15 protein-coding genes are annotated in these 13745 nt (G+C 39.0%); 11 read left to right on the top strand and 4 right to left on the bottom strand.

All coding sequences use genetic code 11. The features are described from left to right. Positions 1 to 68 precede the first annotated feature (68 nt). From LG307_RS10960 to LG307_RS10940, 5 genes are read left to right on the top strand one after another with little or no spacing between them, the layout of a single operon-like run. The gene (locus LG307_RS10960; protein ID WP_404450286.1) at positions 69 to 983 is read left to right on the top strand and encodes a hypothetical protein; all 915 of its coding nucleotides are present in this window, start codon (positions 69 to 71) and stop codon (positions 981 to 983) included. 34 nt (positions 984 to 1017) lie between these two features. Next, positions 1018 to 1650 (top strand): DUF4129 domain-containing protein, encoded by a 633-nt coding sequence (locus LG307_RS10955; RefSeq protein ID WP_404450285.1) that lies wholly within the window; start codon positions 1018 to 1020, stop codon positions 1648 to 1650. A 21-nt stretch (positions 1651 to 1671) separates the two neighbouring features. Next, positions 1672 to 2814, top strand: coding sequence for a DUF4350 domain-containing protein (locus LG307_RS10950; protein WP_404450284.1), 1143 nt, complete (start codon positions 1672 to 1674; stop codon positions 2812 to 2814). After that, positions 2811 to 3740 (top strand): AAA family ATPase, encoded by a 930-nt coding sequence (locus tag LG307_RS10945; protein ID WP_404450283.1) that lies wholly within the window; start codon positions 2811 to 2813, stop codon positions 3738 to 3740. The genes LG307_RS10950 and LG307_RS10945 overlap by 4 nt, the downstream gene beginning before the upstream one ends. After that, the gene (locus LG307_RS10940; RefSeq protein ID WP_404450282.1) at positions 3691 to 5052 is read left to right on the top strand and encodes a DUF58 domain-containing protein; all 1362 of its coding nucleotides are present in this window, start codon (positions 3691 to 3693) and stop codon (positions 5050 to 5052) included. The genes LG307_RS10945 and LG307_RS10940 overlap by 50 nt, the downstream gene beginning before the upstream one ends. Here the strand turns inward: LG307_RS10940 and LG307_RS10935 are convergent. Further along, on the bottom strand, positions 5044 to 6006 hold the full coding sequence (locus tag LG307_RS10935; RefSeq protein WP_404450281.1) for a stage II sporulation protein M: 963 nt from the start codon (positions 6004 to 6006) through the stop codon (positions 5044 to 5046). The genes LG307_RS10940 and LG307_RS10935 overlap by 9 nt on opposite strands. A 108-nt stretch (positions 6007 to 6114) precedes the next feature. On the opposite strand from LG307_RS10935, the gene LG307_RS10930 reads away from it, so the two are divergent. The 5 genes from LG307_RS10930 (at position 6115) to LG307_RS10910 (ending at position 10102) form a co-directional block, all read left to right on the top strand. After that, positions 6115 to 6918, top strand: a complete 804-nt coding sequence (locus tag LG307_RS10930; protein WP_404450280.1) for an RDD family protein — start codon at positions 6115 to 6117, stop codon at positions 6916 to 6918. A 228-nt stretch (positions 6919 to 7146) separates the two neighbouring features. Next, positions 7147 to 7494, top strand: coding sequence for a nuclease-related domain-containing protein (locus LG307_RS10925; RefSeq protein WP_404450279.1), 348 nt, complete (start codon positions 7147 to 7149; stop codon positions 7492 to 7494). Continuing rightward, a complete protein-coding gene (locus LG307_RS10920; protein ID WP_404450278.1) occupies positions 7491 to 8159 on the top strand; it encodes a hypothetical protein in 669 nt (222 codons plus the stop codon). The genes LG307_RS10925 and LG307_RS10920 overlap by 4 nt, the downstream gene beginning before the upstream one ends. A gap of 44 nt (positions 8160 to 8203) precedes the next feature. Continuing rightward, positions 8204 to 9181, top strand: a complete 978-nt coding sequence (locus tag LG307_RS10915) for a ring-cleaving dioxygenase (protein ID WP_404450436.1) — start codon at positions 8204 to 8206, stop codon at positions 9179 to 9181. Between the two features lie 132 nt (positions 9182 to 9313). Beyond that, entirely contained in the window at positions 9314 to 10102 is a 789-nt protein-coding gene (locus LG307_RS10910; protein ID WP_404450277.1) for a cupin domain-containing protein, read from the top strand. A gap of 76 nt (positions 10103 to 10178) precedes the next feature. Here the strand turns inward: LG307_RS10910 and LG307_RS10905 are convergent, their stop codons facing one another. From LG307_RS10905 to LG307_RS10895, 3 genes are all read right to left on the bottom strand, one after another. Beyond that, a complete protein-coding gene (locus LG307_RS10905; RefSeq protein WP_404450276.1) occupies positions 10179 to 10319 on the bottom strand; it encodes a hypothetical protein in 141 nt (46 codons plus the stop codon). Positions 10320 to 10428: 109 nt separating this feature from the next. Then, positions 10429 to 11301 carry a DUF3307 domain-containing protein gene (locus LG307_RS10900; protein ID WP_404450274.1) on the bottom strand — a complete coding sequence of 291 codons (873 nt, stop codon included), beginning with the start codon at positions 11299 to 11301 and terminating at the stop codon, positions 10429 to 10431. A 25-nt stretch (positions 11302 to 11326) separates the two neighbouring features. Further along, positions 11327 to 12073 carry a hypothetical protein gene (locus LG307_RS10895; protein WP_404450273.1) on the bottom strand — a complete coding sequence of 249 codons (747 nt, stop codon included), beginning with the start codon at positions 12071 to 12073 and terminating at the stop codon, positions 11327 to 11329. A 232-nt stretch (positions 12074 to 12305) separates the two neighbouring features. On the opposite strand from LG307_RS10895, the gene LG307_RS10890 reads away from it, so the two are divergent. Then, a complete protein-coding gene (locus LG307_RS10890; protein WP_404450272.1) occupies positions 12306 to 13559 on the top strand; it encodes a YeeE/YedE family protein in 1254 nt (417 codons plus the stop codon). Positions 13560 to 13745: the final 186 nt, after the last annotated feature.

The raw sequence follows: 13745 nt of genomic DNA, 5'->3' as shown, positions 1-13745 counted from the left end.
TTTTGCTAGATTAATGGTAAAATAGTCGATATGACAACATTTGGAATAGATATAAAGGAGGAAAAAGAATGAATAGCAATTTTAATAAACCAAAAGGCTTTGGGGAGATTCTAGATCAAACTTTCAAAATCAGTAAGTACAAGTTTAAGGATTTTTTCTTCATCTTATTACTTTTAGTTGGACCAATCTACATTTTGCAAGCAATCATTGAATTGGCTGCCGGAAAAAGTTTTTTCAGACAAGAAGGCGGTGGGGGAGCTTGGTATGAAGAGATGATGAGAAATATGGAATTTACGGAAGAAGCATCTTTATCCTCCAACCTTGCAGCTGACATAGGAATAGCACTTGTTTCCTTATTAGTATTGTTTACATATCCTGTTGCTCAAGCTGCCATTTTATTTGGTGTAAATCATATTAAACATAATCAGGAGTTTACCGTTAGTGCGATAATCAAACAGGCGTTTGGGCGCTTTTTCCCGTTGATTGGTTCCTCTCTGTTATACGTTATCATAGCGTTTAGTATCATTTTTGGTTTTATACTTATCGGTGTATTCATCCCAATTATTGTATTGGCAATAGACTTTGTAGCCGGGGTTGTCGTTTCTATAGTGCTGACTATCAGTTTGTTCCTGACCGCGGCATTTCTCCTTACAAGATGGAGTTTCTTCTTCGGCTCAGTAGTATTGGACAAAAGCTCTCCAGGGTTAACAAGAAGCTGGAGACTATCCAAGGGTAGAACATTTAAATTGATAGGACTTTACATCATTTTCTTTTTAATTACTACATCCATAGCTGTAGCAATAGAATTATCGTTCTCGGCTTTTCTTGGAAACAGTGTTCTACTTGGGTTAATTGTCAGTTTTACCACACTAATTACCACCCTTATTATGGCAGTGGGATACGCTGTTATGTATTTGGATTTGAAAGTTCGTCATGATGCTGATGATTTGAGAGATATGATTGATGAGTACCATATTAGTTAAACCCGATTCCTTTGAAAAGGGCAGGTGTTAAGTCGTGCTTAAAGAACCAGAAGCAAGAGAACAACTAGAGGAAATCCTGGACCAACAGGAATACCAAGTATATTATGCTGATTCAAGAAACACCCTGCAAATTTGGTGGGATGAATTTAAGGCATGGCTCGCAGATTTACTTTCACGCCTTTTCCCATCTATGGAAAATACAAGCGGAACAGCAGGGAACATTATGATCCTTTTGGTCATTCTTGTCATTGTTATTTTAGCTGCCTGTGTAATTACTTACCTTGTAAAACATAACAAGGATAGAATGATCAAAACCAAAAACCCTTTTCAATCTGGCGAAGAATTAGAATGGTCTTTTCAACAACATGTGGCAGAGGCAAAAAAATACGAAGAAATGGAAGACTATTCGCTTGCAACCAGACATCTTTTTCTTGGCTTACTGCTTAACTTCCATGAACGGCAATGGCTAGAAGCGAAAATATGGAAAACAAACTGGGAGTATTATGATGAATTAAGAAAAGAACAACGGGAGCTGGCAGAGTTTTTCTTTCATTTTGCACTATTGTTTGATAGAGCAACTTATGGAAAACAAAAATTAGCGCAAGACGATTTTCTATCTTATCGTGATCTTGCATTAAAGTGGATAAATGAACCACATAAGGAATGATAAAAGAAAGGAGGGTGGAACTTGAAAGTAAAAACGGCTAAGAAAAAAGGATGGATATGGCTTGGAGTTCTGCTCATTCTTTTTTCAATATGCTTCTACTTCATTCTATCTCAAAAGCCGCATGAATTTTCACCATATGATTCAGAGTCTCCTTCACCAACCGGATTAAAAGTTTTATACAGCTATTTGGAGGACGAGATCGGAATGGTGGAAAGATGGGAACAACCTTCAAGCTTACTTCCTGAATCACAAGGAAGACAGGTATTGGTGATGGCCGAGCCATATTTTATACCGGGTACGAAAGAGATGAATTCTTATATTGATTTTATGGAAAACGGTAATACCATCCTACTATTAAAGAACAATCCAAAAGGATTCTTTGATATTGGCACCACCTTTGTGGAGTCCATGTCCCCAGAGCAAAGCATAACTGATTCCAGTCAAACCAATTTTGAAGGTGATGTTTATGCGCCAGTCAGATTGGACGTAAACGGAGAGGAAGATGAGATACTTCTATCAGACAAATTAGGTAATATAGCCATTACGCGGGAATATGGGGATGGAAGCCTCATCGTTTCATTGACTCCACACTGGCTCACCAATCAAGATATCTTAAAAAAGGATCATCTTGCGCTTGTTCTTAACCTTATACAGCAAGATGGGTTCAATAATGAAACTTCTATCCTATTTGATGAATACAATCACGGAGATACCGGGTCATCTTCCTTCGATGTTTATCAGGATTGGTTCTTGTTGCTACTTTTCCAAGGAATACTAGTGACAATATTTTTACTTTGGAATCAAGGAAAGCGTTTTGGCCCAATCTTACAGCCTCGTGAAGAAACGGTAAGATTTAGTGATGAAAGTCTTCGCGCCTTGGCTGCATGGTACTTAAAAGGTAATGCTTATAAAGATTCATTGACCACACAAGCAGAATACGTAAAGTATTTGTTGCAAGAAAGATGGGGGATTCCTTATAACAGGGAGTGGAAAGATTGTGCTGTCATTCTACATAAAAGGTGGAAAACGAAAGAAAATGGAAAGATAGACTTATTTATACATCAATTAACACAGGTTCTTGCCAAAGAGAAAATCACAAAACAGGAATATTTAGAATGGGCAAAACAGCTTGATACATTGAGGAAAGAGGTGGAAGAGGGATGAAAGTAGAATTAGCGTCTCTTCTTGAAAAATATGAGGAAAGAATATTAGGTCAACATCTGAATTTAAAGCTCTTACTTTCTTCCGTTCTAGCAGGCGGGCACGTTTTATTAGAAGGGGTGCCCGGCACCGGTAAAACGCAAATGGTCAGAACTTTAGCGAGCCTATTGGGCGGTACATTCAATCGAATCCAGTTTACTCCAGATCTTTTACCAAGTGATATTACAGGAAGTTCCATTTACAACATGAAAGAAGGCACATTTGAAACATTGAAGGGGCCAATTTTCACTAATATTCTTCTTGCAGATGAAATTAATAGAACCCCTGCCAAGACGCAGGCTGCCCTTCTTGAGGCAATGGAAGAAAAACAGGTGACGATTCAAGGAAAAACGTTTCCTTTAGATGATGTGTTTTTTGTTGTTGCCACCCAAAATCCGATAGAATTTGAAGGAACTTATCCGCTCCCAGAAGCACAGCAGGATCGTTTTCTGTTTAAGCTACATATTGGTTTTCCGAGTCTTGAAGAAGAAACGGCCGTACTGAAACAAGTAATGGAACATAAATTTACTCATACAGATGTTGAACCTGTATTAGATATGCAAACTTTCCTTGCAATCAGGAAAGAAATACAGCAAGTTACCCTTAGTGAAAGCATCTTGGATTATATGATGCAAATCGTCCGGAAAACACGTGAATCTGATTCCATCCGTTTTGGAGCCAGCACTCGCGCAGGTATCTCAATCGGAAGAGCTGCACAGGCATGGGCATACTTGAGCAACCGGAACTATGTAACCCCTGATGATATTAAAATGGTGACAAAACCCGCTCTTCGTCACCGAATTCAATTATCTCCGCATACGGAATTGGAGGGAGCGACTGTTGAACAAATCATTGATGAACTTGTGGGGTCGATTCCTGTTCCGAGATAAAGGGATTTTACCTACCAGTAGACTAGTTCTATTACTTTCCTTACTTTCCCTGACTTTAATTTACTTGAGCTTTTTTATCAGCATGTCCTGGCCGGTCATCCTGCTGTTAAATGTATTTTTCATTCTTTTCAGTTTGGTAGACCTTGTACTTAGTCCTAGTAAAAAAAGTCTTAACATGACGAGGATTATCCCTGGTGAAATGGAACGCGGCATTACGTATCCCCTCTACATTGTAGTGGAGAATCCTACTGAGTACGACATGAACGTGGAAATAAAAGATGGCATCCCACAAACCTTTTCTCGACCATTTCCTTTTACTGGAAAGGTCGATAAAAATACCAGGAGACAATTCACCTATCATACCTCAGCTCCAGTTAGAGGCGAGTATAATGTTACAAAGCTGTATATACGATATCAAAGTCGTATCGCACTCTGGCAAAAGCAAATGGTATTTGATGAGAAAGCTACAATTAAAGTGATTCCTGATATGACGGAAACAAAACAGTACTTAGAGAACGCCCAAAAATTTCTGTTTCATGAAGGTGTGACCATTCGAAAGCAGAAAAGCGGTGTTGGCGAATTTGCCAAAATACGATCATACGTGGTAGGAGATGATCCAAGGAAGATAAACTGGCGCCAAACGGCCAAGTTACAGGAAGTCATGACAAATGAATACGAACCTGAACACGGGAAATATATTACTATCCTTATAGATTGCGGAAGAATGATGGGAGCGGAACTGAAAAAGGGAAATCGCTTGGAAAAGTCCTTAGAAGCAGCAATGACTGTGGCTGCAGCTGCATTGCAAAAAGGAGATTATGTTGCAGTACTTGCTTTTTCAAAAAATGTAAAAGCATATATCCCGCCAGCTAAAGGAATGCCTCATTTGCAAACTATCTTAAAAGCTGTTTATAACGTTCAAGTTGATGCAGCAGAGTCTAACTACGCTGAAGTCTTTCAATATATACAGCTTGTTCAGAAGAAGCGAAGTCTTATCCTCCTATTCAGCGATGTAAAAACATTTCTGCATGAGGAAAGCGCCTTAATCTACCTGAAGAGAGTAAAACAAAGGCACCTTTTTTTCATGATTGGAGTAGAGGATGAAATAGTGGGCAAAAGAGCAGGAAACCCTGCAAACTCTTTAGAAGAAGCAATGGTGAAGGGTGTCGCACAACAACAAATCCTGACAAAGAAGCGGGAAAAAGCAAAGTGGGAAAAACAAGGCCTCCTATTGATGGAGGCCCGTGAGGAACGGCTTGCAACCGCGGCTGTATCTCATTATATCGATACCATGAACAGAGGGTTATTGTAACTGGGCTTTGCGAAGTTTAAGACTGCCTAAAGCAACATAAAGTATTAAGCCGATAACAGTCAAACCCGCAACCAGATACTTTGCTTCCAAGGATATTGCGGCAGGGGTAATGAATCCTTCAATTATCCCTGCTATGATAAACAACGGGATCGTTCCAAGCAGCAATTGTACAGAGCGTTTAGCATTCCACTTCAATTGATAGCCTCTAGAATATTCACCAGGTACAAAAAGCTTGTACCCCATTAATAAACCAGCGCCGCCAGCTATAAAAATTGCTGTCAGTTCAATCATCCCGTGTGGAACGATATAAGCCCAAAACTCATATGTCTTATCATAATGCCAAAACAAGGCTGCGATTGCGCCTACTATTATGCCATTGTAAATTAATACATAGACTGTCAACAAGCCAAAGGTTATCCCGCCGGCGAAGGCAAGGATGGCAACCTGAATATTATTGGTCAATATACTTGCTGACATTACAGGTGCATCCACCATACCGTCACTGTCTCCCAATTTTTCCGGATCAAAATTTTGCGCCATGTCCGCTGGAAGAATGGAATACAAATAAAGCGGATCATACAATACGGCAAAATAACTGCCAAGTCCTCCTATAGTAAAGAGAAGCATAGCCACTACGACAAACTTCCATTGCTCAAAAAGGAGTCCAATAAACTTATGCCCAAAAAAGTCGCTCGCTTGCTTCCAACTGGTAATCTGATCTTTGTATAGAAGATTATGAGATTTAGACACAAGACCATTTAGATACAATGTAACTTCTTCCTCTGGAAAATATGTTTGGCTATAAGAAAGGTTCTGTGCCGCTTTTTGGTAGAGACTATGGAATCGCTCAAGGTTCTTCCCGGTAATACTCTTTCGCTTATGTAAATCGGAAGCTAGTTTTTCAAGTTCCTTCCACTGGCCACGATGCTGTTTTATAAATTGTTTGACATTCATCTATTACACCTCGTGTCTGATATTCATCTATCTACTATATTATAGTTATATTATAGAAAAATAGAAACACCTTATAGTAAAATTTATCCATAGAAAGTAGGAGTCAGCTTGAAGACAGAACAAGTGGATATTAAAACTCCCGAATATGTATCGTTGCAGTTTCAAGCTGCAGGATTAGGCAGCCGTGCAGCAGCTTTTATCCTTGATACACTTTTATTAGTACTTATCAATATTCTTATTGTTATTGCCCTTATTTTCGGCTTGAATGCAAGTTTATTTGATTATGTTGAAACAGATATGCCCTCTTATATGTTTGCTGGAGTCATCATATTGATGTTTTTATTGAATTGGAGCTATTTCTTCTTGCTTGAGTATTTCACTGGTGGCAGAACGTTAGGAAAAAAGTTGCTTGGAATCCGTGTTATTCAAGAGAATGGGCACAGCATTACCTTGCTTTCTTCTTTAATACGAAACTTTCTACGAATCATTGATATGTTACCGGCAAATTACTTAGTGGGGATGCTGATGATTTTCTTCCATTCTAAACACAAACGTTTAGGCGACCTTGTGGCAGGTACCATTGTGGTGCATGAAAGAAGAGGGAAGAAGAAAAAGAAAGATTCCAAGTTGGACAAACTTATTGTTGAAAAAGGCATTAGCACGGATGGCGGCCTGGTAGAAGAATGGGCTTTGAAAGCCCTCGGTGCTAAAGAATGGAAGCTACTGAAAACTTACGCAGAGCGTCTTGACTCCTTGTCTACGGATGATCGTATTGTTTTAACTCGTAAGATGGCAGACATCTTATTTCCTAAGATAGGGCTTGATGCTTCTAGTAAACATTACGATGAGTTGGAAGATATGTTGTTGGTGCTTTATCTTCAGATGAAAGAAGAGTGGGAGTATGAGTTGTAGGGTTTTACGGGGCGATTGATTTTGGACTTATGGATTGAGGGTTTTCGGTTTACGGCTTACGGCTTACGGTTTACGGCTTTGATGGTAGGTGGCGCAGAAAAGCAGAATTCGGGCGGGGTTTTACCTATTTTTGGGATTCGCCCGAATTCAAAAACCGGCTAAATTTCAAGGGACATACCACTTATGAAGTGGTATAATTTTCTAATAAATCAGTGTTGGAGGTTAAAAATGATAGTAAAAGAGAGAGATTTTCCAGCTAATATATTATTTTTGCAAGCTATTGAGAGACGCCTAACAGATGATCACCACTCGATGCCGCGAGTAAAGGAATTGTTAGCCAAGCAAATAAAAGGCTATAAAGGCGAAAGTGCCATTGACTACCCCTTAAGTATCCTTCACGATCAAGACTATCACATTCTCCATTCCGTCAGTTTACAATTCCAGAATCAAAACTTTCATATTGATACCTTACTCGTGGCCGCTAACTTCATTTTACTGATAGAAGTAAAAAATATGGGTGGGACCTTACATTTTGACAGGAAATTCAATCAGCTGACTCAGACTTATGCAATGTGAAATATTATCAGTGTCCGATCATACAGGTCAGTAATCAAGAAAGATTGCTGAAGCAATGGATTGAACAGTTTGATTTCCCGCCCACTCCAATTACATCTTTCGTAGTTATCTCAAATCCCTCTTGCATGATTCAAGTCGATCCTGGAGATAAGTCAACTAACCAAAAGGTCATTCATGGTCATTTTCTTCCCACAAAAATCGAACAACAATTAGCAATCTCCAAAAAACAGGTTCTTTCCACTAAAGAAGTTCAAAACCTTGCCAAGATTATTATAAAGCATCATAAAATTAAACCCACCCTCACTTTAAAACAACTAAACATTAATGCAACAGAACTTCTATTTGGTGTACAGTGTTCAAACTGCCTGGCTTTTCCGATGCAAAGTATTCATTCATTTTGGAATTGTCCTACGTGCCACTATAAATCAAAAGATGCGCACATCCCATCTTTAAGAAATTACTGTTTATTATTTAACGAGACCATTTCCAACAAGGAGGCTAGAGAGTTTTTACGTGTCCCATCCACTAATGTGATGAAAAGAATCCTAACTTCCATGGGACTTCAAACAATTGGAAGCACCAGATCTATAAAATACAACCTGTATCCACTCATCAATTTGACATCCCCCTCCAACCGCGATATAATTATCTCGAATTCAAGATAAATAATATAACAACAATTTTTAACCAAAAAGGGGAGATCCATATGATAAACGGACTAAAAGGGATTCATCACGTAACAGCGATAACCAGCAGCGCAGAAAAGAACTACGAGTTTTTCACCTATGTTCTCGGGATGAGACTTGTTAAAAAAACAGTAAACCAGGATGACATCCAAACATATCACCTGTTTTTCGCCGATGATACGGGGAGTCCAGGAACGGATATGACCTTCTTTGATTTTCCCGGCATACCGAAAGGCAGCCATGGTACCAATGAAATTTTCAAAACAGGATTCCGTGTACCTACAGACGCAGCATTAGAGTATTGGGTAAAGCGATTCGACCGCTTAAACATAAGTCATGACGGCATCAAAGATCAGTTCGGGACCAAGACCCTTTCATTTGTAGATTTTGATGACCAACAATACCAATTAGTTTCCGATGAAAATAACAGTGGGGTGGAGGCAGGTACGCCATGGCAGAAGGGACCGATCCCTCTGGAATATGCTATAACTGGATTGGGACCGCTTCACATACGTGTTGCAAATTTCGATTTCTTTAAGGAAGTATTAGAGAAAGTCTTACTCTTCAAAGAAATCGACCAAAACGGAGATACACACTTATTTGAGGTAGGAGAAGGTGGAAACGGAGCTCGACTCGTTGTGGAACATAATGATACCTTACCACAGGCGCAACAAGGATTCGGGACCGTGCATCATGCTGCATTCCGGGTAGATAATCGATCCGTCATCGATGAGTGGGATGCAAGACTGAAGGGGTATGGTTTTAACACATCAGGACATGTAGACCGTTACTTCTTTGAATCCTTGTATGCACGAGTTGCACCGCAAATTCTGTTTGAGTTTGCAACGGACGGTCCAGGTTTCATGGGGGATGAGCCATATGAAACTTTAGGAGAGAAACTTTCCTTACCTCCGTTTCTCGAACCGAAACGTGATCAAATTGAAAAGCTTGTCAGACCGATTGATACTGTCAGAAGTACCACAGATTTTAAAAAAGAATAAATAATATGGAAGCCTACTTCTTTTAATAAGAGGTAGGTTTTTTTATGAATAAAATTAAACCAACCCTTACAACGTACATTCCTCAAAAAAATGAATAGGATAATTTAATGAGTTTTAAAAGGAGATGAAGGAATGTATTACCCTACAAATAGTTATCCATATGCTTATGCTGCGAATCCGTATGCATACAACTATGCAAGAAACAGTTATTGGCCATATCCAAACACATATAATACTTATTATTTCCAAAACAATTGGAGAGCGATTGAATTAAAGGACTATGGTCCAAATCCATTTGCAGAAGATATTAATGAAGTGACTTTGCAAAACAATACCTTTAGAACAGCTTTATGGACGGGAACGCATTTTCAAATCACGTTAATGAGCTTGAACCCTGGAGAAGATATTGGGTTGGAAATGCATCCGAATGTCGACCAATTCCTGCGTTTGGAGCAAGGGCAGGGAATCGTTCAAATGGGCAAGAATAAAGATAATTTAACGTTTGAGAAAATGGTTGAGGACGACTATGCGATTGTGATTCCAGCCGGTACATGGCATAACCTGACCAATACTGGCAGTACGCCTTTAAAACTTTACTCGATTTATGCTCCACCAAATCACCCGTTTGGTACCGTTCATCCCACCAAAGCAGACGCGGAGGCCGCGGAAGAGAACGGAAATGGGGCTACTGTAATCGATGGGAAAACACCGGATGAATGGGTTCAGTATACAGAGTTTTTGGTTAATGAAGGATTAGAAGATGTTAAAAGAGGGATAAATGCGGTTCATATTCTTCAAGAATTCATTTTAATGGGCGTCCTAGTAGGTAAGGGGTATTCGCCACAACAAGCCTATGAAACGGTTGAAGAGTGGGAGCGAACTGGAGAATCCAAACTGCTTCAGCAGAGCAAAAATATGTAGATGGAAAGCAGTACCGTTTATAATGGTGCTGCTTTCCTTGTTAAATCTAAAAAGTCACCTGAATGGCTGAAAAGTATCAGTCAATCAGATCATCCAAGCGGCGGGCTACTTTCTTGATTACTTTTTTGGCCATTTTTGTTCGTCTTTCCAAGTAATCTTCACCCTCTTCAATCAGGTTTTCGCCTAATCTTGTGACATAACGGTAGTAACGCAACATGTTGTCACCCCCTTTGTATCTATCATATGAGAGATGATAGAATCGGACAGGGTATATACCTTCTTTCTATTATTTTTTTCGCGATTCTATTTATTAATGAAACATTCTGCTAGTAAGAACCGAAGAATACAATTTTCAAAAGTACTCCATAAATGATTGCGAATAGGAAGGAAGTAAGTGTTCCCAACAAAAAATACTCCGCCCAATCACGGTCGTCCATCTGCTTAAAGCGAGTAAGGGATTTGGCTGCTACTATAAATCCAACTGCAGAAAAAGAGCCCATTAATATCAATGCAATTACCAAAAGTCGTTCAAGATATCCAATTATTTTTCCTCTTGAAAGATCTTGGTGTTTCATCACCATATATGTATATTCCTCTGACACGTTTTTTTCACTATTAGGACTGATGGCAAGGTCTTTCAGCGTGTATTTCCCTTCAAAAAGAGAAATATGTTTTGTTAAGGAACCAAGCATGATTCTTATTAAGTGGCCAGTCACAGTCGTGCAAACTATTAATATAACTAGTAGAAATAAGAGACCTTCCAACAAACCAAGCTCTGGTCGTATGCCTTCTTTTAAGTTGAGTAATAATAAAACAGTATGAAACTTAGCCTGTAAATCTACTTGTAAAGTAAAATAGCATACTGCCAAAATAGTAATCACATGCAATAGTTGATCTACAATAAATAGACCAAGATTCCAGGCATTTTTCTGAATAAATTTGTCTGTTTTATCCTGTAAAATAATCTTTAGGTAATCTATGCCCCCGTGAACTCCCACTAAGAGTATGGTTGGCACTAATACCTCTAGAATAAAGTCGTTTCCTTGATAAAAATAAATGAGGAGAAGAAATACAAACTTTATAGCAGCATGGTGAAATAAATGTAGCTTTAAGAATTTCCGTTTTTCCTTCACCATGTGCTCTGTCTGAAAATAAAAATCAGCTATTAAATGGGCCAAGATAAGGGAAAGGATTAGCATTTCAAACCCTCCTTGCTATATATAATCATATAGAAATGATCGCATTGATATTTTTTTGCAGCTCGTTCTTAATTGTTTGTGTCAATTCTTTCGTAATATTGTTTGGATGGTTCCCAAAGCTATTCGATTCTAGTTTATCCAATGTTTCTTGGAGTGTGTATAAGGTATTCAATATTATCTCACAATTCCCTTTCTTATAGTGACTGGATATAGTAGAAGGAGACTTATTGACTAGCGTTGCTATGGCTTTTTGCTCATCAAGGACGGCGTATAGCCTGGATATTAATTGTTGCAAGGAGGTTTGATCACTCATGAATTTATGTTGATAGGATAAAAGTAAATTTGCCATATCTAATGAAGTGTTTTCCATGGATGCCTCATCGGGAAGCAACAACATGGATGAACGCTGTGAGGAGTGCTTTATTTTTTCATTAGCAATCCTTGCCTGGCGCATTAGTGGGTGATTCCACTTATCTAAATCAATTTGTTTTAAATCAGTGTCAACTGTTCCGAAAGTAATGCCAAAGTAAGGAGGCTGTTCTTTATATTTCCATATTTGGCTGATATAAAATGCTATTGTATACGCCGTGGTATAATGATCGAACAGACCGACAATTTCATCTCCTAATCGGTGTCTAACCTGGGCATGCGGAAGACCTTTTGTCCACCTTTTTACTAACCCTTCCATTTCCCCCAAATAGGACGTTATTTCATCCCAATTCTTGGATGAGTTTGTAACATCCATCATAAAAATAGATATTGGATACTTCATATTTCTCACTCCTTCCCTAAATAGAATTCCACATTATTTTAATTCAATTCGATTAAATAATCAACTTGGATAGAATTCGATAGATTAATCGAATTATAGATAAATAGATAAAAAAGTCAAACTTTTAGAGAAATATAGAATACAAGCAGAAAGGTTTACAAGTAGTAGGGAAAAAGTTATCATGTGAACAATAAATATTCCGATAAAAACAATATGAAAAGGTGTGATTGATTTGGCAGAAACAATTAATACTTCTTTTAAAAGTGGAAGGCAGTCCACTACGGTTGTCGCTAAATTGAATCCGATACAAAAACCTTTCTTAACGATAGGTGTTTTGGCAAGCATCTTGTTGCTAATTATAATTGTCGCTACAACGGATTGGATTCAAGGAACATTATATATTATCGGCCTGGCGCTGGGTGTGACACTCTTGCATGCACGCTTTGGATTCACATCCGCATTCAGGCGCTTGATGTCAGTAGGTAACGTACAGGGACTGCAAGCACACATGGTGATGCTAGCGGTCGCAACTACACTGTTTGCCATCATTTTAAGTACTGGCTTCAGTTTTACTGGAAGTACACCCACAGGTTATGTATCACCTGTAGGGGTTAGTGTGTTAGTAGGTGCATTCATATTTGGTATCGGGATGCAGCTCGGCAGTGGTTGTGCATCTGGAACTCTTTATTCGGTGGGAGGAGGCTCTTCATCGATGATCTTGACGCTATTATCGTTCATCATTGGATCTGTAATTGGTGCTTACCACTTTACATTTTGGATGGAAGATACACCAGCCCTACCGCCAATCTCCATTGCGGAATCGACCGGTCTTGGTTTCTTTGGCGGATGGGCGGTTCAGATGGCACTTTTTGCAGGTATTTACTTGTTAACAGTCCAAATAGCTAAGCGAAAAAATCCGCCAAGTATGAAACCATTGGCAACAACAACAGGTTGGAAAAAGGTTGTACGTGGTTCTTGGCCATTATTTGCGGCTGCCATTATTTTAGCGCTTCTTAACGCTCTTACATTAGCAGTAAGAGGAAACCCATGGGGAATCACTTCTGCATTCGCCCTCTGGGGAGGAAAGGCATTAATGTTGGTAGGAATAGATGTTTCAAGCTGGGGATATTTCACCGGAGCAAACGGAGAAGCATTAACACAGACGGTGCTTGCTGATTCAACGAGTGTGATGAACTTTGGCATCATCTTAGGAGCATTTATTGCAGCAAGTGCACAAGGGACATTTAAACCTAAGAAAATCAAACCTGGCATTGCAGGAGCTTCTATTGTTGGTGGTTTATTAATGGGCTACGGTGCACGACTTGCCTTTGGTTGTAATATTGGAGCATACTTTGGTGGAATTGCATCCTTCAGTTTACACGGTTGGGTATGGATGGTCATGGCTATGCTTGGTACATTACTGGCTTTATTTATCAGACCATTATTCGGGTTAAAGAACCCTAAGCCAACAGATTCATTATGTTAACTATTCAAAGCGACTCGCTAAACGGGTCGCATTTTTTTTTGAGAAAAACAGGAGCGGGAAATAATTTTAGAAAAGTTTTCTTAAATCCGAGACGTTATTATTTCAGAAAAACACCCAAAAAGAAGTAGTTGGTTTTGTCGTTATCCTACTAAAACTTTAAAGGTTTTTGCCGATAGATTATTTCCC

This window comes from Sutcliffiella horikoshii (assembly GCF_044809035.1).
GTDB lineage: Bacteria > Bacillota > Bacilli > Bacillales > Bacillaceae_I > Sutcliffiella_A > Sutcliffiella_A horikoshii_G.
The sequence above is the reverse complement of the archived record's forward strand: the minus strand, read 5'-3'. Positions and strand labels throughout refer to the sequence as shown.